The organism is Bradyrhizobium sp. CCGE-LA001 (genome assembly GCF_000296215.2).
Classification (GTDB): Bacteria; Pseudomonadota; Alphaproteobacteria; order Rhizobiales; family Xanthobacteraceae; genus Bradyrhizobium.
Map to the genome: position 1 here is coordinate 5,124,688 of NZ_CP013949.1, position 19,757 is coordinate 5,144,444.

Below are 19,757 nucleotides of genomic sequence, written 5' to 3' on the forward strand. Positions count from 1 at the left end.
CTGCTTCGTCCGCCAGCCCTCAGGTGCTAGCGGCTGACGTTCAATCCCGCCAGCATTTCCTTCACCGCCGCCATCGCAGCCGCGAGCTTCTCCGCATCGCGCGAGCGCACCACGAGATTGGTGTTGGGCCTCGAGTCCTCGTCCATGAACGGATAGCTGCCGATGATGGTGTCGGGATGGGCTTCTGCGATCGCGCGCAGCGGGCTGCCGATGTCGCCTTCCCTGGCATTGGCGCGGACCGATTCGGACAGCATGCGCACGCCCGATTTCAGCTTGGGCGAGACGATGTCCATCATCGCCTGCATGATCGAGGGCACGCCGGCCATCACGATAACGTTGCCGATCTTGAACCCGGGCGCGAGGATGGTCGCACTCTGGATCAGCTCGGCACCGTCGGGGATGCGGGCCATGCGCAGGCGGGCCTCGTTGAGGTCCTGCTCGCTCCAGCGCTCGCGGAAGCGGGCGACCACCTCCGGATGATGATCTATGCCGACACCGAACGCCTTGGCGACGCTGTCGGCGGTGATGTCGTCATGGGTCGGGCCGATGCCGCCAGTGGTGAAGACGTAGGTGTAGCGATGCCGCAGCGCATCCAACGCGGCGATGATGTCGGCCTCGTCGTCGGAGACGACGCGGACCTCCTTCAGGTCGATGCCGATATTGGTCAGATATTCGGCGATGAAGCCGATATTCTTGTCCTTGGTCCGGCCCGACAGGATTTCGTCCCCAATGACCAGAATGCCCGCCGTGACGATCTCGCTCATAAAACTGTCCCTCACCTGTGGCGCCGACTTTGCCGAGGTAACGCTTTGAAGTCACGCGGTTTTGCTGACGAAATAAGCAGTCCTCAGCCATTTTTTCAGGCACGCCGCCAGCCGTCCCCGGCAAATGCCCATCCTCCATGCTTATCGCGCTGGCCCGGCCCTTGCTACCACATGAAAGTCATGCACTCTTGCCGCATGGACCCGGACGTTACGGCCTTCACTAGGGCTTGGCGGCCTGTCCAATGACGCAACGCCTTGCGGAGACAAGTCGGGATCTATGGCAGTCGCGTTTGATGAAATGAACATTCCCGGCGGGGACCTTCGCCCCGCCTATCAGGAGCTGGCACGCTGGCTCAAGGAGACGCCTCCCGAGGCGCTCGAATATCGCCGCCAGGAGGCCGAGCTCCTGTTCCGCCGCATCGGCATCACCTTCGCCGTCTACGGCGATTCCGAATCCACCGAACGCCTGATCCCCTTCGACGTGATTCCGCGGATCATGTCCGGCAAGGAATGGACGCTGCTGGAAAAGGGCCTGAAGCAGCGCGTGCGGGCGCTGAACATGTTCCTGCGCGACATCTATCACGGCCGCGACATCCTGCGCGCCGAGATCGTGCCCGACGATCTGATCTTCCAGAACCCGGTCTTTCGCCCCGAGATGAACGGCCAGCAGGTGCCGCACGACGTCTATGTGCACATCGCCGGCATCGACATCGTCCGGGTCGACGCCGAAGATTTCATCGTGCTGGAGGACAACGCCCGCACGCCGTCTGGCGTGTCCTACATGCTGGAAAACCGCGAGATCATGATGCGGCTGTTTCCGGATCTGTTCGCCCGCCACAAGGTGGCGCCGGTCGAGCGCTATCCGGACGAGCTGCTCGCGGCCTTGCGTTCGGTGGCGCCGCAAAGCGCATCCGGCGAGCCGACGGTCGCCCTTCTCACGCCCGGCGTCTACAACTCGGCCTATTACGAGCACTCGTTTCTGGCCGACAAGCTCGGCATCGAGCTAGTTGAGGGCCGCGACCTCATCGTCAAGAACAACGAAGTGTTCATGCGGACGACGGAAGGGCTGAAACGGGTCGACGTGATCTATCGCCGTGTCGACGACGACTTCCTCGATCCCCTCACCTTCCGTCCCGATTCCGTGCTTGGCGTGCCCGGGCTGATGTCGGCCTATGCAGCCGGCAACATCACGCTCGCCAATGCCGTCGGCACCGGCATCGCCGACGACAAGGCGATCTACTCCTACATGCCTGACATCGTGAAGTTCTATCTCGGCGAGGAGCCGATCCTGAAGAACGTGCCGACCTGGCGCTGCCGCGAGCCGAAGGATCTCGCTTACGTGCTGGACAATCTCGGCGACCTCGTCGTCAAGGAGGTGCACGGCTCCGGCGGCTACGGCATGCTGATCGGCCCCGCTGCTACGAAGGCGACGATCGAAGCGTTCCGCGAGAAGCTCAAGCGCGAGCCGGAAGGCTTCATCGCGCAGCCGACGCTGGCGCTCTCGACCTGCCCGACCTGCACGGCATCAGGCCTTGCGCCGCGCCATGTCGACTTAAGGCCCTTCGTGCTCACGGGCAGCAAGCGCACCACCATCGTGCCAGGCGGCCTGACACGCGTCGCGCTGAAGGAAGGGTCCCTGGTGGTCAATTCCAGCCAGGGCGGCGGCACCAAAGACACCTGGATCCTGGACGAGTAGAGCGAATGCTGTCGCGTACTGCCGAAAACCTCTACTGGCTCGCCCGCTACGTCGAACGTGCCGAGTATCTTGCGCGCACCATCGATGCGACCTTGCGCGTCACCGCGCTTCCCGCCGCCTATATCGGCAAGACCAATGAGTGGGACTCGGCGCTGCTCACCGCCGGCGTCGCCGGCAGCTTCTATCAGCAATATGAGGAAGCCAACGAGCACAACGTCGTCGACTATCTCTCGTTCTCGGCCAACAATCCGTCCTCGATCAGGAACTGCATCGAGGCGGCGCGGCTGAACTCGCGCTCGGTGCGCACCGCGCTCACCAGCGAAATGTGGGACACCATCAACTCGGCCTGGATCGAGCTTCAGGCGGTCTGGAGCAAGGGCACCTCGACGCGCGAGGATCTCGCGAAATTCCTGCGCTTCGTGCAGGAGACTTCGCTGCGCTTCGACGGCTCGGCCTACCGGACCATGCTGCGCAACGACGCCTACTGGTTCTCGCGGATGGGCGTGCATCTCGAGCGCGCCGACAACACCGCGCGCATTCTCGATGTGAAGTACCACGTGCTCCTGCCCGAGGAAGAGCACGTCGGCGGCCCGCTCGATTTCTATCAGTGGAGCTCGATCCTGCGCTCGGTCTCGGCACTGACGGCCTATCACTGGGTCTATCGCGAGACGCTGAAGCCGTGGCTGATCGCGGATCTGCTGATCCTCAACGACACGCTGCCGCGCTCGCTCGCAAGCTGCTACGGCAATCTCGTGCGCAACCTCGACCAGATCGGCGTCGCCTACGGCCGCCAGGGCCCCGCCCAGCGCCACGCCCGAGGCATCCGCAACCGGCTGGAACACAGCAATATGAACGACATTTTCCAGCATGGCGTGCATGAATTCATTCAGGAATTCATCGCGGACAATTCCAGGCTGGGCGAAATCATCACGAAGCAGTATTTGATCTGACCCACGCTGTCGTTCCGGGATGGTCCGAAGGCCAGACCCGGAACCTCGAGATTCCGGGTTCGATGCTGGCGCATCGCCCCGGAATGACGACACAAGAACAACGGTCCACCATGCGTCTGCGAATCCAGCACACCACGACCTATCGCTACGAGCCGCCGGCCACCAGCGTGATCCAGATCTTGCGTATGACGCCCGGCAGCCATGACGGGCAATATGTGGCGGAATGGCAGATCGACGTCTCCACGGACACCAAGCTCGACACGCATGAGGATGCGTTCGGCAACGTCACCCATGTGCTGTCCTGCGGACCCGTCGGCGACATCCAGATCATCGCCGAGGGCTTGATCGAGACCCACGACACCGGCGGCGTGCTGCGCGGCGCGGACGAGCGCTTCCCGGCCGGCATGTTTCTGCGCCAGACCGACCTGACCTCCGTCAATCCGGCGATGCTGGCGGTCGCGCGGCAGTTGCGCAGCGAGGCCGAGAGCGACACGCTCGGCTTCCTGCACACGCTGATGACCGAGATCAGCGATCACATGACCTTCGACGAGGACCCGACCAACAGCGGGACCTCCGCGGCCGAGGCGTTCGCGCTCAAGCGCGGCGTCTGCCAGGATTACGCGCACATCTTCATTGCTTGCGCCCGCAGCGGCGGCGTGCCAGCGCGTTTCGTCTCCGGGCACTTCCTGCGGTCGGACGGCACGGTGCACCAGGACGCAGGCCATGCCTGGGCCGAAGCCTACGTGCCCGATCTGGGCTGGATCGGGTTCGATCCCGCCAACAGCATCTGCGCCACCGACGCTCATGTCCGCGTCGCGATCGGGCTCGACTATCTCGGCGCCGCGCCCGTGCGCGGCACCCGCTATGGCGGCGGCACGGAGACGCTGACGGTGGCAGTCAAGGTCGAGCAGGCCGGCCGCGGCGGGCAGTCGCAATCACAATCGCAGTCGCAGGGCTAGGCACAGCCGTCCGATCGCATGCGCTGTGTTACACTCGTCGGGATCAGATCTGCCCCGCGAGGTACCCCATGGCAACCGTCAAGCTGCTTTCGGACGACGAACTCTCGCCAGAAGCGCGCGCCGTTTTCGACGACATCCGCAAGGTGCGAAAATCGGATTTCGTCAACAATTTCTGGCGCGCGCTGGCGCACGATCCGAAGACGCTGCGGCGAACCTGGGAGAGCATCAAGGAGGTGATGGCACCAGGCGCGCTCGATCCCAAGGTCAAGGAGATGCTCTATGTCGCGGTTTCGATCGCGCATGGCTGCAGCTATTGCATCCATTCTCACACCGCCGCTGCGCGGGCCAAGGGCATGAGCGAGGCCGAATATGGCGAGCTGCTCGCCATCGTCGGCATGGCCGCGGAGACGAACCGGCTGGTCACCGCGCTCGGCGTGCCGGTCGATGAGGCGTTTCTCGTGGACGGGGCGGACTGAGCGACAAAAGCAAGCGGCATTCCGGGCGCGACGAAGTCGCGAGCCCGGAACGACGGCCGGGAATCGGGGGTTGGACCGGCCGGCGAAATTGGCTAGTAATTCCGCGCAAACGCGTTCGGGGACTGGAAATGACCTATTGCTGCGGAATCCTGGTTCGGGACGGTCTGGTGATGATCGCCGATACCCGCACCAATGCCGGCCTCGACAACGTCTCGACCTTCCGCAAGCTGCACATCTTCTCCAAACCCGGCGAGCGCATCATGGCGATCGCCAGCGCTGGCAACCTCGCCATCAGCCAGTCGGTGCTCTCCACGCTGACCGAGGGCCTCGAGGATCCCAACACGGGCGAGCTCGAGACGCTGATGAACGCGCCGACCATGTTCCAGGCGGCCCAGCGCATCGGCCGTGCGATTCGGGCGGTGCACGCCACCGAGGGACCGGCGCTGAAATCCGAGGACGTCTCCTTCGACGTTTCCTTCCTGTTCGGCGGCCAGATCAAGGGCTCCCGGATGCGCCTGTTCATGGTCTACACCGCCGGCAATTTCATCGAGTGCACCACCGACACGCCGTACCTGCAGATCGGCGAGCACAAATACGGCAAGCCGGTGCTCGACCGCGCCATGCATTACGACGTCGAGCTCTATGAGGCGCTGAAGACCGGCCTGATCTCGATGGATTCGACCATGCGCTCCAATCTCGGCGTCGGCCTGCCGATCGACGTGCTGGTGGTGCGGAGCGACGCCTGCGAGGCCGATCTCAACCACCGCATCGAGGCGGGCGAGCCCTATTTCCACGATCTGCGCTCGCGCTGGTCGGCGGCGCTGCGCGCCGCGCATCAGAACATTCCGCGGCCGCCCTACAAGAACGACAAAGAACCCAAAACCTGACAGCATCAGAAAAGGCAGGAAACGATGAGTGAAGCAAAGAAGATTGCATTGGTGACGGGCGCCGGCACCGGTGTCGGACGTGCCGCGTCCCTCGCACTGATGAACACCGGCTTCACCGTGGTGCTCACAGGCCGCCGGCTCGACATGTTGGAGGAGACCGCGAAGCTCGGCCCCGCGGGCAAGAGCCTCTGCGTCACCGCCGACATGACCAAGCCGGATTCCATCGCCGCGCTGTTCGACAAGGTGAAGGCGACCTACGGCCGGCTCGACGTGCTGTTCAACAATGCCGGCATGGGCGCGCCCGCCGTGAACTTCGAGGATCTCAGCCTGGAACAGTGGCAGGCGGTGGTGAACACCAACCTCACCGGCCCGTTCCTGTGCACCCAGCACGCCTTCCGCATCATGAAGGACCAGACCCCGCGCGGCGGCCGCATCATCAACAACGGCTCGATCTCGGCGCATGCGCCGCGGCCGTTCTCGGCGGCCTACACCTCGACCAAGCACGCCATCACCGGCCTGACCAAGGCCTCCAACCTCGACGGCCGGATGTATGACATCGCGGTTGGCCAAGTCGACATCGGCAATGCCGCAACGCCGATGACGGACCGCATGGTCAACGGCCCCGGCGTGCTGCAGCCCGACGGCACCACCAAGCACGAGCCGCGCATGGACGCCAAGGCGGTCGGCGATGCCGTCGCCTACATGGCCGGCCTGCCGCTCGATGCCAACGTGCTGACCATGACGGTGATGGCGACCAAGATGCCCTTCGTGGGGCGGGGCTAGCTGATCGTGTGCCCCGGACGCAGCGCGGCAGACATGACGCGCTGCTGAGCCGGGGCCGTCTCTCGCCGACGTCGCTCGCGGTTACATGGGTCCCGGCTCGGCGGCGCACCGCTTGCGCGCTGCACCACGTCAGGGACACGAGAGCTTGCCCCTACTCCAAGCTCTGCACCCGCCGGAGGCTTGGAAACAGCTTCATCCAGAGCAGCGCCACCGCGACGGTGGCAACGCCGCCGAGCACGGCGGCCGGCATGGCGCCGAGCAGCGCGGCTGCCACCCCGCTCTCGAACTGTCCGAGCTGGTTCGAGGCGTTGATGAACAGGAAATTCACCGCACCGACCCGGCCGCGCATCTCGTCGGGCGTTGACAGCTGCACCAGCGAGAAGCGGATCACGACGCTGATCGTGTCGGCTGCACCGAGCACGGCGAGCGCGAGGACCGACAGCCACATCCAGTACGACAACGCGAACACGATCGTGGCGAGGCCGAACACGATCACAGCCTGGAACATGCGCAGGCCCACGTGCCGCGAAATGGCGTGGCGCGCCAGCACCATGGTCATCAGGAGCGCACCGACCGCAGGCGCCGCACGCAGCACGCCCAGGCCAACCGGCCCGGTCTGGAGGATATCGCGGGCATAGATCGGCAACAGCGCGGTGACGCCGCCGAACAGCACCGCGAACAGATCGAGCGAGATGGTGCCGAGGATCGCAGGATTGCTGCGGATGAAGCGGACGCCCGCGAAGATATTGTCTGAGCTCGTCCCCTCCTTCGCGATCGCCTGTGGGCGCGGATGGATGAAGCCGGTCAGGATCATCCCGAGAATCCAGAACAAGACCATCATTGCATAAGCGAGATGCGGCGCTACCGCATAGGCGAGGCCGCCAAGCGCCGGCCCGGTGATGGTCGCAACCTGCGCCGCGCCGCTGGAGACAGCGGTGGCGCGCTGGAGCGAGCCTTGCGGCGCGATCAGCGGCAGCAGCGCCGCCGTGGTCGGGCTCTCGAAGGCGCCGGCGATGCCGAGCAGGAAGGTCGCGATGAAGATCTGCACCTCGCCGGCCGCGCCGAGATAGGTGATGACGGCAAGATAGAGCGCGGTCGCGGCTTCCACGAGTTGGCAGAGCTGGACCACCCGCTTGCGCTCGTAGCGATCGGCGGCATGGCCGGCGACGAACACCAGCAGTGCGGTGGGGAGGAACTGGACGAGACCGACCATGCCGAGGTCGAAGGCCGAGCCGGTGAGATCGTAAATCTGCCAGCCGATCGCGACCGCCGCGATCTGGCTGGAGAAGCGCGACAGGCTGCGCGAGAGCAGGAAGAACAGGAAGGCCCGGTGGGAGAGCAGCGCGCGGGCGCTGACTGGCGGATGTCCCGATATTGGCTGCTGCTCTGGCATCGCCTCTTGGATCGTCTTCTGGGTCACCCTTGGACCGACCGCCCCCTGATCTTGTCGTGCCCCGCGTGACCGAGGCGCAACGGCTTGTCAACAGCGGGACGTCTCCCGCATTGCCCGGCATTGCCTTTGCATCGCAGGCGCGGCCATAATCATTGGGGCTTTTGGGGACATCATGCTGCGCCTGCAATCGGCACTCGGCATTTTCGCATTGCTGCTGGTCGCCTTCGCGCTCGCGGAGAACCGCCGTGCCGTCTCGCTGCGGCAGGCGGCGATCGGCCTCGTCGCCACCTTCGTCACAGCGGTCGTGCTCCTGAAGCTGCCGATCGTCGCGCGCGCCTTCGGCGCCATCAACGAGGCGGTCGGCGCGATCTCGGCGGCCTCGCGCGCCGGCTCCTCATTCGTGTTCGGCTATGTCGGCGGCGGCACCCTGCCGTTCGATTTGAAAGTGCCGGGTGCCGATTTCATCCTGGCGTTCCAGGCGCTGCCGATCGTGCTGGTAATGAGCGTGCTGACGACGCTGCTGTTCTACTGGCGCGTGCTGCCGCCGATCGTGCGCGGCATGGCCTGGCTGCTCGAGCGCACGTTGGGCGTCGGCGGCGCGGTGGGGTTGTCGACCGCCGCCAATATCTTCCTCGGCATGGTCGAGGCGCCGCTGTTCGTGCGGCCGTATCTTGCGCAGATGACCCGCAGCGAACTCTTTCTCGTGATGACCGGCGGCATGGCCGGGATCGCGGGCACCGTGCTGGTGCTCTATGCGACGTTCCTTGCCCCCCTCATCCCCGACGCAGCCGCGCATTTCGTCATCGCTTCGGTGCTGGGCGCGCCGGCTGCGATCCTGGTCAGCCTGATCATGGTGCCGGAGACCTCCGACAAGCGCACCGGCGGTTCGCTGGAGGATCCCGAGATGGAGCTCTCCGGCACGATGGATGCGATCGTGAAGGGCACCAGCGCCGGGATTGAGCTCTTGATCAACATCGTCGCGATGCTGCTGGTGCTGGTGGCGCTGGTCTATCTCGTCAATGCCGTGCTCGGCGTCTTGCCAAACATTGGCGGCGCGGCGATCTCGCTGCAGCGCCTGCTTGGGCTCGTGATGGCGCCGGTGTGCTGGCTGATGGGATTGCCGTGGGACCAGGCGGTGACGGCCGGCAGCCTGATGGGCACCAAGACCGTGCTCAACGAGCTGATCGCCTATGTCGACTTCTCCAAGCTGCCGCCCGAGGCGCTCGATCCGCGTTCGCGGCTGATCATGCTCTACGCGATGTGCGGCTTCGCCAATTTTGCCAGCCTCGGCATCATGATCGGCGGCCTCGGCGTGATGGCGCCGGAGCGGCGCGAGGAGATCAACGCGCTCGGGCTGAAGTCGATCGTGTCGGGGACGCTGACGACGTGCCTGATGGGCGCGGTGGTGGGGGTGCTGGTGTAGGTCTTTGCGCAGTCATGGCCGGCCTTGTCCCGGCCATCCACGTTCTTCGCTGCGGTCAAGACGTGGATGCCCGGGCCTTCGCCTCGCCGAAGCGGCTTCGGCCGCGCCGGCGGGACAAGCCCGGGCATGACGACAGAGAGAGCGGCGTGGCGTCGTCGCCTACGCCTACAGCTCCACGGTCTTGAACTCCGCCGGCAGGATCACCTCCAGCAGCTCGACGTCGTCCGAATAGTCCAAAATCATGTGCTTGATCTTCGGCGGCTGGGTCCAGGCGCTGCCTTCCTTCATCAAGGTCTCGCCCTGCCCGTCCATATAGGTCTTCACCCAGCCCTTGAGCACATAGACCATCTGGAATTCGACGTCGTGAAAGTGCAGCTTCGATACTTCGGCTGGATCGCAGGGACCTTGAAGCCGGATGACGTGCGCTTGCGCGAGGCCGTGGCTCGCCTCGGCGATGCCGAGGTCGCGGTACTTGGCGTAGGCGCGCAGGCCGTCGGCCTTGAAATCCTCTTCGCGATGATGGCTGACTGCGATGCGCTGCTTCGGTCGAAGGGGCTTTTTCGGCGCGCTCTTGGCGGGCGCCGTGCGCGCCTTCGCCTTCACGGCCTTGCGCGCCGAGGACCGCGCCGCGGCCTTGACGCCGCTCCGCTTCTTCACTGCGGTCTTCGTTGCGGGTCTTGATGCCTTTTGCCTGGCCATTGTCTGCCTCCCTGTTTGAGCCGCGTCCACCGGATGGGTCCAACCCGAGGAGAGACTATCCAGTCTTGGACGATGCAGCAATTGTGGCGCACGAGGTTGTAACCCCTGACGATCCGGTCGGCCGTAGCTTGTCCCAAGCTGTCGTGGCGCACGGCCGTCGTCTCGTCTTGGCTGTCGCGCTGAATTAGTCTCGCCGGCAGATTCTGGGGGAATTGATTCATGGGCAACAGCGTCGGTCAGCGTGCATTTCACAAGGCCCAGCTCGAGAAACGGCAGAAAGCCGAAGTCCTGCCAATGCTCAGGCATGCGCTCCAGCTGCATAAGATGGGGCTCCTCCCTGAGGCACAGGCTGCCTACCGACAGCTCCTGCAGCTCGCGTCCAACCAATTCATCGCGCTGCATATGCTCGGCACCTTGGAGTCGGATGCCAAGAACTACCAGCACGCGGAAGTTCTGCTGAGCCGGGCGGTGGCGGTGGATCCGCGGTCAGCCGAAGCTCATATGAGCCTGGGCGTCGCCCTCAACGGGCTACGGCGTCACGACGAGGCCCGCGAGAGCTATCGCAAGGCCCTCGCCTTGCGGCCCAATTACGCCCTGGCGCTGTCCAATCTCGGCAACGCGAGCGTGGCCCTTGAGCTTCACGAGGAGGCGCTGCACAGCTACGACAAGGCGCTTGCGCTCAACCCGGATCTTGCCGAAGCCCATAACGGCCGGGGTTGGGCGCTCTGCCGTCGGCGCAACTATGACGAGGCCATCGCAAGCCTGAACCGCGCGCTGTCGATCAAGCCCGATTATGCGGCGGCGCTCGCAAACCGCGCCATCGCTTTGCGGGAGCTTCAGCGATTTGACGAAGCCCTGGCAGACGGCAATCGGGCGATCGCGCTGGCCCCCGACGACGCGAATGGGTGGCTCGCGCGGGCCGGCGTGCTGCTCCAGATACAGCAAATTGCCCAGGCGTCGCGCGATTGCGAGCAGGCCCTCGCGATCGATCCAAATTCGATTCAAGCTCACATGATGCAGGGCCTTTGCCTCGCCGGACTTGGCCGGGTCGACGAGGCCCTCGCCAGTTTCGACAGGGCGCTCGACATCCAGCCTGACCTGCAGAGCGCGATTTCCAACAACATATTCACGCTCGACTTTGCGGAGGACGCCACCGTCGAACGGCATCAGCAAGCGCGGCAGGTGTGGTGGGAGCGTGTCGGTGCGAAGATCGCATCAGAAGCGTCGGGACCGCATGACAACAGCCGCAATCCGGACCGCCGTCTGGTGCTTGGCTATGTCTCGTCGGATTTCAACGCGCATTCGGCCGCGTTCATCTTCAAGCCGGTGCTGCAGCACCATGACCGGGCGCAGTTCGAGATCGTGTGCTACGCCTGCTCGTCGAAAGTGGATGCGACGACCAGCGAGTTCAAGAAAATCGCCGATCGCTGGCGTGACGCTTCGCAATGGACCGACGATCGTCTCGCCGCCGAGATCCGCGCCGATGGCGTCGATATCCTGATCGATCTGTCCGGCCATACCAGAGGAAACCGCCTCGGCGTGTTTGCGCGCAAGCCGGCACCGATTCAGGTGCACGGCTGGGGCCATGGCACCGGCACCGGGCTGCCGACGATCGATTATCTGTTCTCGGATCCCGTCGCCATTCCGTCCGCAGTCCGGCATCTGTTTGCGGAGACCATCGTCGACCTGCCGTGCTTCGTGACGCTGGCGCCGCTGCCCGACGGGATTGCGCGGGCACCGGCGCCGGCGATTTCGAACGGCTTCGTCACGTTCGGTGTCTTCAACCGTATCAGCAAGATCTCGGACGAGGCCGTGGTCGTCTGGTCCAGGATTCTCGAGCGGGTGCCGGGCTCTCGACTCCTGATCAAGGATGTTGCGCTGGACGATCGACTGGTCCGCGACAATCTGCTGGCGCGGTTTGCGGCTTGCCGATTGCCGGCCGAACGCGTCGATCTGCTCGGAGCCACGTTGCGAAGCGAGCATCTGGCATCGTTCAATCGCGTCGACATTGCGCTCGACCCGTTCCCGCAGAATGGCGGCGTCAGCACGTTGGAAGCCTTGCAGATGGGCGTGCCCGTGGTGGCAAAGCTCGGGAACAGTCTGCCCAGCCGCGCCGCCGGCGCCATCCTCACCGCACTCGGCCTGCCGGACTGGGTCGCGGACAGCGAGGAGGCTTACGTCGAGATCGCGGCGAGCCGTGCAGCCGGGATCGGCGACCTCGACAAATTGCGCCGCGAATTGCCCGGACAGATCAACGCCTCGGCCGCCGGCAACCCCATCTCATATGCGCGCGCGGCGGACGCCGCATACCGCGCGATGTGGCAGCGCTACTGCGACGGCGGGGCCTGATCGCGTGCTCAATGCAGCCTGAACACGCCGTCCACTGCGCGCAGCTCGGTCGGCTTGATCAGCTTGGAATGCGCCACAGTGACTGAATGGAGCGGACCGTCGAGCTTCTCCTGCCAGAACGCCAGGAAATCCTTCAGCGCCGGAAATTTCGGAAACATGTCGTAATTCTGCCAGACGTAGGTCTGGAGCAGCGAGGGATGATCCGGCATCCGGTAGAGGATTTGCGCCGTCGTCAGCCCGTAACCCAGCATTTGTTTCCGGAAGTCCTCGGAAACGCCCCCACTCCGCAGTCCCATGCCAAACCTCCTTTGCAGGAGCGCATCGAGGGCGGCCTGGTCGGTGTGCGCCTTACGAGCCACCCGGTCCTGATGCGCTCACATGAGAGAAATGTGACGCAAACTGACAACCCATCTCAAGCCCAAAAGTTTAACAAGCTGTTGAAATTCAATGCGTTAGCAGCAGATGAGGCACCGTGCTAATACGGGCGCGGTCTCGGTTAACGCTAGGAAATAGATTCTGGCAGTCCGTGCTTCCGGGTGCTGATTTTTCTGCTAGAAGCCCTTGCCCCCGCAAAATTCCTGTCCTATTTCAGGCTCGCCCGTGCTAGCACTCACGGGCATCGATTGCTAACAATCTTGAAATCTCAACCCGAGCAAATGCTTAGGAGGACTGCATGAAATTCCGTCCGCTTCACGACCGCGTCGTGGTCAAGCGCATCGACGCAGAAGAGAAGACCGCTGGCGGCATCATCATTCCCGACACTGCCAAGGAAAAGCCCTCCCAGGGCGAAGTCGTCGCCGTCGGCCCGGGTGGCCGCGACGAAGCTGGCAAGCTGATCCCGATCGACCTGAAGGTCGGCGACCGCGTGCTGTTCGGCAAGTGGTCCGGCACCGAGGTCAAGATCGACGGCCAGGATCTGCTGATCATGAAGGAGAGCGACGTGATGGGCGTTCTCGAGGTCACCGAGTCCAAGAAGAAGGCGGCTTAAGAGCCCCTCTCCTCCCTCCAGTCAAACATCTCAAGGAAAATTCCAGATGGCAGCCAAAGAAGTCAAATTCTCGGTTGAAGCGCGCGACAAGATGCTCCGCGGCGTCGACGTCCTCGCCAACGCTGTGAAGGTTACGCTCGGTCCGAAGGGCCGCAACGTCGTGCTCGACAAGTCGTTCGGCGCTCCCCGCATCACCAAGGACGGCGTCACCGTCGCCAAGGAGATCGAGCTCGACGACAAGTTCGAGAACATGGGCGCCCAGATGGTGCGCGAAGTCGCCTCCAAGTCCGCTGACGCGGCAGGCGACGGCACCACCACCGCCACCGTGCTGGCGCAGGCGATCGTGAAGGAAGGCGCCAAGTCGGTCGCCGCCGGCATGAACCCGATGGACCTCAAGCGCGGTATCGACCTCGCGGTCGAGGCCGTCGTTGCGGACCTGCAGAAGAACTCCAAGAAGGTCACCTCGAACGACGAGATCGCCCAGGTCGGCACCATCTCGGCCAACGGCGACCAGGAGATCGGTAAGTTCCTCTCCGACGCCATGAAGAAGGTCGGCAACGAGGGTGTCATCACCGTCGAGGAAGCCAAGTCGCTCGAGACCGAGCTCGACGTGGTCGAGGGCATGCAGTTCGACCGCGGCTACATCTCGCCCTACTTCGTCACCAACGCCGACAAGATGCGCGTTGAGATGGACGACGCCTACATCCTCATCAACGAGAAGAAGCTCTCCTCGCTGAACGAGCTGCTGCCGCTGCTCGAGGCCGTGGTGCAGACCGGCAAGCCGCTGGTCATCGTCGCCGAGGACGTCGAAGGCGAAGCGCTCGCGACCCTGGTCGTGAACCGTCTGCGCGGCGGCCTGAAGGTCGCGGCCGTCAAGGCTCCGGGCTTCGGTGATCGCCGCAAGGCCATGCTGCAGGACATCGCGATCCTGACCGGCGGCCAGGCGATCTCGGAAGATCTCGGCATCAAGCTCGAGAACGTCACGCTCAACATGCTCGGTCGCGCCAAGAAGGTGATGATCGACAAGGAGAACACCACGATCGTCAACGGCGCCGGCAAGAAGGCCGACATCGAGGCGCGCGTGGCCCAGATCAAGGCGCAGATCGAGGAGACCACCTCGGACTACGACCGTGAGAAGCTCCAGGAGCGTCTGGCCAAGCTCGCGGGCGGCGTCGCGGTGATCCGCGTCGGCGGCGCGACCGAGGTCGAGGTGAAGGAACGCAAGGATCGCGTTGATGACGCGATGCATGCGACCCGCGCTGCGGTCGAGGAAGGCATCGTCCCGGGCGGCGGCGTCGCCCTGCTCCGTGCCTCCGAGCAGCTCAAGGGCCTGCGCACCAAGAACGACGACCAGAAGACCGGCGTCGAGATCGTGCGCAAGGCGCTGTCGGCTCCCGCCCGCCAGATCGCGATCAACGCCGGTGAAGACGGCTCGGTGATCGTCGGCAAGATCCTGGAGAACAAGGCCTACAATTACGGCTTCGACTCCCAGACCGGCGAATATGCCGACCTCGTCAAGAAGGGCATCATCGACCCGACCAAGGTGGTCCGTACCGCGATCCAGAACGCAGCCTCGGTTGCAGCTCTGCTGATCACCACGGAAGCCATGGTCGCCGAGCTGCCCAAGAAGGGCGGCGCCGGCCCCGCGATGCCCCCCGGCGGCGGCATGGGTGGCATGGACTTCTAAGGTCCAGCCATCTCAAGGACTACGAAACCCCGGCAGCGATGCCGGGGTTTTTGTTTTGAGCACACTCTTTCCTGTCGTCATTCCGAGGCGCGCCCTCTTGGGCGCGAGCGCCCCTCACTCCACCTTCCCCAGCCGCTCGATGTTCGGCTCGCCGTCTTCGTCGAGGGACCAGAAGATCCGCGTCACCTTGCCGACGAGATTGTCCATCGGGATGAAGCCGAACGACGACATCCGGCTGTCGGTGGAATTGTCGCGGTTGTCGCCGAGCACGAAGAAGTGGCCCGGCGGCACCGTGAAGACGTTGGTGTTGTCGAGGAAGCCGTTGTCGATGCAGTCGTAGGTCACATAGGACGTGCCGCTCGGCAGCGTCTCGCGCCAGCGCTTGACCTTGTAGCTACCAGCGATATTGCAGGCGGTGCCGGCGAGCCCGTATTCGAGCGCGACGCGCGTCACCGGTCTCTCATTGAGGAAAAGCTGTCCCTGCCGCATCTGGATGCGATCGCCGGGCAGCCCGACGACACGCTTGACGTAGTCGGCAGAAGTGTCCTTCGCGGTCCGGAATACGACGATATCCCCATACTCCGGTTCAGCGGCAAAGACGCGGCCCGAGATCCAGGACGAAGCGAAGGGGAAGGAATAACGGCCATAGCCATAAGCACTCTTCGAAACGAAGACGTAGTCGCCGACCATCAGCGTCGGCGACATCGAACCGGAGGGGATGTTGAACGGCTGGTACAGGAAGAAGCGAAACAGGAATGGCGGCGACCACAGCACCGGGATCAGCAGGATCAGGATGAGGATCGCCTTCCATTCCCGCGATTGCGCCGACGACCGCGCCGGCCGGATCGTGTCCTGAAGAATGGTCATGCAGCTGCCCTGATCAAGTCCGTGTCGGTGCGAGATTACGCAACTCTTACGCGCGTGCAATCCCCACTCCCTGATCTTGGTCGCACAAGCGCGGCAACGCGTTCATGACAGGTCACGTCAGGCACGCGACATGTGCTGGAAGCATGCCCGCACCCAGTCGATCGTCACGCGCGTCGCGGCATCGCGCTTGAGATGGTTCTGAACGAGCAGCCAGACGTCGCGCCGTTTCGGCAGCAGCGTGGCGCGCAGGCGGCGGTCGGCGAGCAGGTCGATGCAGCTGTGCTCAGGCAGCACGCCAGCGGCTTGACGCGACCGGATCAGCGTGCGGATGACGCGGACATTGTCGGTCACGCAGCGCGACCGGATTTTCTTCGTCCGCAGAAACTGCATCTCCGGAATGGCGCCGAGCTCGTCCGGAAAGGCGCACAGCACCGGCTCGCCTTCGGTCGCGATCGGTTCGAAATAATAGATGCGGATCTCTCCCAGCTTCGAGATGGAGAAGTCGCCCTTGTCGGGCTTGCGCAGTCGGATCGCGAGATCGGCTTCCCAGCGCGAGAACCTGACATTCTCGCTCGAGGTCAGAAATTGCAGCGTCAGGCCGGGATTGGCCCGCAGGAAGTCGCTCGCATGCGGTGCCAGCACCTCCTCGGCGAACGCGTTGGTGGAGGCGATGCGCAGACGCCCCACCGGGCCCGGCAGGCTCTCACTGATGCGGCCGATCTCTGCGGCATGCGCGGCCATTTCCTGGACATGCGCAAGCACCGCTTCGCAACTGCGCGTCGGCTTGCGGACACCGTCGACCGCCTCGAACAGGCGTAGGCCGAGCGCGCGCTCGATGCGCGACAGCCGGCGGCCGACCGTGGTCTCGTCGATGCGCAGTCGTGCGCTGGCCCCGGCATAGGTGCCCTCGTCTCTGACCGCGGCGATGATGCGAAGGTCGTCCCAGTTCATGGGCTGCGAGGCTATATCGGCCGGCAGCAGTCTGCAATATCGCAGCCAATGGCTGCAATATCCCTGCATATCGGCAGGTCGCCGTGGGACTATGCTTCGCCCAAAACTCAGTCTGGAGATCGAATCATGACGACCGCAAAGACCCTGCTACAGCTCGCTGGTGCCGACCTCACCCCGCCGGCTCTTGCCGACGCCGCGCTGGTGCTGATCGACATCCAGAACGAATATCTGGCAGGTCCCCTCGCCCTGCCCGATGCCAAGCCTGCAATTGCGCGGGCGGCCGCGCTGCTCGCGCGAGCGCGCGAGCGCGGATCTGCGATCATCCACATCGCCCATCGCGGCAAGCAAGGCGGCCTGTTCGATCGCTCCGCCGATCGCGGCGCCATCGTCGCCGAGCTCAGCCCCCTCGCGAGTGAGCTCGTGATCGAGAAGGAGCTGCCGAACGCCTTCGCCGGCACCGATCTGCAGGCGCAGCTCGCCGCGAGCGGACGCAAGAACATCGTGCTGGCCGGCTTCATGACGCATATGTGCGTCAGCTCCACTGCGCGTGCCGCGCTCGATCTCGGCTTTCGCACAACCATCGATGCGGACAGCTGCGCCACCCGCGACCTGCCCGACGGAAGCGGCGGCACGCTGGACGCCCGGACCATCCACGAGGTCGCGCTGGCCGAGCTCTCGGACCGCTTCGCGATCATCGCACGCGGCGAGGCGCTCGCGTGAACGCGTAATCTGGACTCGGGCGACGTGGCGCGCAATTCGCGGCGTGTTTTCGTCGAGCGCTGATCGTGCCATGATCATGTCGACGAGCCACAACAGGAAAAGATCATGGCGCCACGTGGCGGATCGAAAATACTTGCGGGTAAGGTCGCGCTGGTGACCGGCGCGGGGCGCGGGCTCGGCCGCGCCTTTGCCGAGAAGCTCGCTGCGCTCGGCGCCGACGTCGCCATTCATGGCATGCGCGAGAACGGGCCCGCCGAATATGGCGAGGGCACGACGCTCACGGCGGTGGCCGCGGAGATGGCCCAGGAATTCGACGTCCGCAGCCAGCGTGTGCTCGGCGATCTCACCCGAGGCGATGACATCGCGCGCGTGATTGCCGAAACCGAAGGCGCGCTCGGTCCGATCGACATTCTCGTGCACAACGCCGGCGGCGACATCGCAGCCGCCGGCGGCAAGCCCGATCCGAACGACGCGGTGAACATCAAGGAGGCCGATGTGCGCGCGGTGCTGGAGCGCAATCTGCTCTCGACCATCCTGACCTGCCAAGCGGTCGCGAAAGGCATGATGGAGCGGCGATCCGGCCGCATCGTTACGCTGGGCTCGGTCGCTGCCTTCAAGGGACGCACCCAGGGCTCGATCTATGCGGTGTCGAAGGCCGGGGTGACGCACTACACGCGATGTCTGGCCGACCAGCTCCGCCCCTACGACATCGCCGTCAACTGCATCGCGCCCGGCGATACCCGCACCGGCCGCTTCCTCGGCACGCGCGAGGTGGACCCGAAACGGATGGTCGAAAGCGGTACGCTCGACCGTATCGCGACAGTGGACGAGGTCGCGCGGGTCGTCGAGTTCTTTGCCGGCCCCATGGGCGCCTTCGTCTCCGGCCAGGTGCTGAGGATCGACGGCGGGGGACAGTGTTGGCCGGGCTGAAGCGCAGGCCACGCAAAAGAAAAGGGCCGCTGTGAGCGGCCCTTTTTCATCGTTGATGGCGAGGCGAGATCACTCCACCCGCTCCAGCACCGCGAGCTTGCGAATGCCCTTGTTGCGGTAGGCGTCGAGGAACGCGTAATAATCCTTGAACGACACGCAGCCGTTGGAATCCCCGTTCGGTCCGAGCATGTAGGTGTGGGCGAGCAGGCCGTCGCGGCCATAGATTGCGCTTTCGCCGCCGATCGGGGTCAGGCGCAGTGCCGGCACGCCGTGGAACAGCGCCTCACGCGGCTTCAGCGTGTAGATGTGCGGCGGTGTCACGCCGCGCATGCGTAGGCGGCGGGAGTCCGGATCGTCGCGGTTGGAGCCGAGGCCGGAATGCGCCTCGAGCCTGGTGCCGTCGGGCAGATACACCATCTTGGCCTTGATGTCGTAGACCGCGGTGTCGCGCTCATAAGGCGGCGCGCCGCCGAACATCGGGTTCTGCTCCTTAGGCGCGATGGCAGCGGTGATGCTGGCATCGGCCGAGGCATAGGCCAGGAGCCCGCCGGACGGCTCACGCTTGCCCCAGAGTTTTTCGACCATCGACTGGCGCGGAGCGGTGATCGACATCACCGCGGCCTTGGCGCGATCGGCAAACGACTTCGGCTTCGCGTCGGGCGCGGGCACGATCTGGGCTGGATCGGCCGAGGCCAGTTGCAGCTGCGCATCCGGTGCGCGCTTGGCCTTGTCTGCGGTCTTGTCAGTGGTCTTGTCACTGCTCTTGGCCGAGGCCGGCTTCAGTGCTTCCGCGACCTTTGCTATCACGCTCGGCTTCGGGGCGTCCTTTGCGATTTCCTTGGCCGCGGCAACCTGGGTCGCGGGCGCGGCGCTGTCGGCATTCGACGGCACGCCTTGGGTGGCAGCCGCGGCGAAGCGATCGTTGAACATCTCGCGCGAGATCGGCGCGGCGACCTGCAACCGGTCCGGCAGGAGCGCGAAGGCTTCCTTGACCGCCTCACCCGCCTCGCGCAGCGCGACCCTGGGCGCACGCTTGATGACCGGCTCGTCGTAGCCGCTGTTGCCGACGGTCGGATAGACGCTGGCGCCGAAGACGTTGGTGTAGATGGTCCAGCCGGCGCCCATCACGACGCAGCCGATCGCCGCAGCGCCGAGCCAATTGGTGGTGGTCATCGTTCGGGAAGATTTCCGCGAATAGCTCTGCGAGAACTTCTTGGACTTCCGTGCCGCGTTAC

Annotated in this window: 19 protein-coding genes; 12 read left to right on the forward strand and 7 right to left on the reverse strand. The window is 64.6% G+C overall.

Annotation, left to right across the window (positions count from 1 at the left end; translation table 11 throughout):
- Positions 1–26: 26 nt before the first annotated feature.
- A complete protein-coding gene (locus BCCGELA001_RS23945) occupies positions 27–764 on the reverse strand; it encodes a competence/damage-inducible protein A (protein WP_008562989.1) in 738 nt (245 codons plus the stop codon).
- A gap of 277 nt (positions 765–1,041) precedes the next feature.
- On the opposite strand from BCCGELA001_RS23945, the gene BCCGELA001_RS23950 reads away from it, so the two are divergent.
- The 6 genes from BCCGELA001_RS23950 to BCCGELA001_RS23975 all read left to right on the forward strand — a co-directional run bounded on the left by BCCGELA001_RS23950 (position 1,042) and on the right by BCCGELA001_RS23975 (position 6,515).
- Entirely contained in the window at positions 1,042–2,460 is a 1,419-nt protein-coding gene (locus BCCGELA001_RS23950) for a circularly permuted type 2 ATP-grasp protein (RefSeq protein ID WP_008563000.1), read from the forward strand.
- A gap of 5 nt (positions 2,461–2,465) precedes the next feature.
- Positions 2,466–3,410 carry an alpha-E domain-containing protein gene (locus BCCGELA001_RS23955; RefSeq protein WP_008563002.1) on the forward strand — a complete coding sequence of 315 codons (945 nt, stop codon included), beginning with the start codon at positions 2,466–2,468 and terminating at the stop codon, positions 3,408–3,410.
- 110 nt (positions 3,411–3,520) lie between these two features.
- Positions 3,521–4,369, forward strand: coding sequence for a transglutaminase family protein (locus BCCGELA001_RS23960; RefSeq protein WP_060736467.1), 849 nt, complete (start codon positions 3,521–3,523; stop codon positions 4,367–4,369).
- 68 nt (positions 4,370–4,437) lie between these two features.
- Positions 4,438–4,845 carry a carboxymuconolactone decarboxylase family protein gene (locus BCCGELA001_RS23965; protein WP_008563015.1) on the forward strand — a complete coding sequence of 136 codons (408 nt, stop codon included), beginning with the start codon at positions 4,438–4,440 and terminating at the stop codon, positions 4,843–4,845.
- Between the two features lie 128 nt (positions 4,846–4,973).
- Complete coding sequence (locus BCCGELA001_RS23970) at positions 4,974–5,732, forward strand: proteasome-type protease (protein ID WP_008563017.1); 759 nt, start codon at positions 4,974–4,976, stop codon at positions 5,730–5,732.
- A gap of 24 nt (positions 5,733–5,756) precedes the next feature.
- Complete coding sequence (locus BCCGELA001_RS23975; protein WP_008563019.1) at positions 5,757–6,515, forward strand: SDR family oxidoreductase; 759 nt, start codon at positions 5,757–5,759, stop codon at positions 6,513–6,515.
- A gap of 151 nt (positions 6,516–6,666) precedes the next feature.
- Here BCCGELA001_RS23975 and BCCGELA001_RS23980 read toward each other — a convergent pair whose 3' ends face one another.
- Positions 6,667–7,908 carry an MFS transporter gene (locus BCCGELA001_RS23980; RefSeq protein WP_060737800.1) on the reverse strand — a complete coding sequence of 414 codons (1,242 nt, stop codon included), beginning with the start codon at positions 7,906–7,908 and terminating at the stop codon, positions 6,667–6,669.
- A gap of 172 nt (positions 7,909–8,080) precedes the next feature.
- Here BCCGELA001_RS23980 and BCCGELA001_RS23985 point away from each other — a divergent pair, with 172 nt between their 5' ends.
- The gene (locus tag BCCGELA001_RS23985) at positions 8,081–9,331 is read left to right on the forward strand and encodes a NupC/NupG family nucleoside CNT transporter (RefSeq protein ID WP_008563023.1); all 1,251 of its coding nucleotides are present in this window, start codon (positions 8,081–8,083) and stop codon (positions 9,329–9,331) included.
- A gap of 165 nt (positions 9,332–9,496) precedes the next feature.
- Here BCCGELA001_RS23985 and BCCGELA001_RS23990 read toward each other — a convergent pair whose 3' ends face one another.
- Positions 9,497–10,030: a cupin domain-containing protein gene (locus tag BCCGELA001_RS23990; protein WP_060736468.1), complete on the reverse strand. Its 534-nt coding sequence runs from the start codon at positions 10,028–10,030 to the stop codon at positions 9,497–9,499.
- Positions 10,031–10,249: 219 nt separating this feature from the next.
- On the opposite strand from BCCGELA001_RS23990, the gene BCCGELA001_RS23995 reads away from it, so the two are divergent.
- Positions 10,250–12,379 carry an O-linked N-acetylglucosamine transferase, SPINDLY family protein gene (locus BCCGELA001_RS23995; RefSeq protein WP_008563027.1) on the forward strand — a complete coding sequence of 710 codons (2,130 nt, stop codon included), beginning with the start codon at positions 10,250–10,252 and terminating at the stop codon, positions 12,377–12,379.
- Positions 12,380–12,387: 8 nt separating this feature from the next.
- Here the strand turns inward: BCCGELA001_RS23995 and BCCGELA001_RS24000 are convergent, their stop codons facing one another.
- Complete coding sequence (locus BCCGELA001_RS24000) at positions 12,388–12,675, reverse strand: usg protein (RefSeq protein WP_060736469.1); 288 nt, start codon at positions 12,673–12,675, stop codon at positions 12,388–12,390.
- A 377-nt stretch (positions 12,676–13,052) separates the two neighbouring features.
- On the opposite strand from BCCGELA001_RS24000, the gene BCCGELA001_RS24005 reads away from it, so the two are divergent.
- Both BCCGELA001_RS24005 and groL read left to right on the forward strand, forming a co-directional pair.
- Complete coding sequence (locus BCCGELA001_RS24005) at positions 13,053–13,367, forward strand: co-chaperone GroES (protein ID WP_008563030.1); 315 nt, start codon at positions 13,053–13,055, stop codon at positions 13,365–13,367.
- A 46-nt stretch (positions 13,368–13,413) separates the two neighbouring features.
- The gene (gene groL / locus BCCGELA001_RS24010) at positions 13,414–15,054 is read left to right on the forward strand and encodes a chaperonin GroEL (protein ID WP_060736470.1); all 1,641 of its coding nucleotides are present in this window, start codon (positions 13,414–13,416) and stop codon (positions 15,052–15,054) included.
- Positions 15,055–15,168: 114 nt separating this feature from the next.
- Here the strand turns inward: groL and lepB are convergent, their stop codons facing one another.
- Both lepB and BCCGELA001_RS24020 read right to left on the reverse strand, forming a co-directional pair.
- Complete coding sequence (gene lepB, locus BCCGELA001_RS24015) at positions 15,169–15,921, reverse strand: signal peptidase I (RefSeq protein ID WP_008563043.1); 753 nt, start codon at positions 15,919–15,921, stop codon at positions 15,169–15,171.
- A gap of 117 nt (positions 15,922–16,038) precedes the next feature.
- On the reverse strand, positions 16,039–16,872 hold the full coding sequence (locus tag BCCGELA001_RS24020) for a LysR family transcriptional regulator (RefSeq protein WP_060737801.1): 834 nt from the start codon (positions 16,870–16,872) through the stop codon (positions 16,039–16,041).
- Positions 16,873–16,998: 126 nt separating this feature from the next.
- On the opposite strand from BCCGELA001_RS24020, the gene BCCGELA001_RS24025 reads away from it, so the two are divergent.
- Both BCCGELA001_RS24025 and BCCGELA001_RS24030 read left to right on the forward strand, forming a co-directional pair.
- Entirely contained in the window at positions 16,999–17,592 is a 594-nt protein-coding gene (locus tag BCCGELA001_RS24025) for a cysteine hydrolase family protein (RefSeq protein ID WP_008563047.1), read from the forward strand.
- A 105-nt stretch (positions 17,593–17,697) separates the two neighbouring features.
- Positions 17,698–18,522: an SDR family NAD(P)-dependent oxidoreductase gene (locus BCCGELA001_RS24030; RefSeq protein ID WP_060736471.1), complete on the forward strand. Its 825-nt coding sequence runs from the start codon at positions 17,698–17,700 to the stop codon at positions 18,520–18,522.
- A gap of 69 nt (positions 18,523–18,591) precedes the next feature.
- Here the strand turns inward: BCCGELA001_RS24030 and BCCGELA001_RS24035 are convergent, their stop codons facing one another.
- The gene (locus tag BCCGELA001_RS24035; protein WP_008563062.1) at positions 18,592–19,695 is read right to left on the reverse strand and encodes a DUF2778 domain-containing protein; all 1,104 of its coding nucleotides are present in this window, start codon (positions 19,693–19,695) and stop codon (positions 18,592–18,594) included.
- Positions 19,696–19,757: the final 62 nt, after the last annotated feature.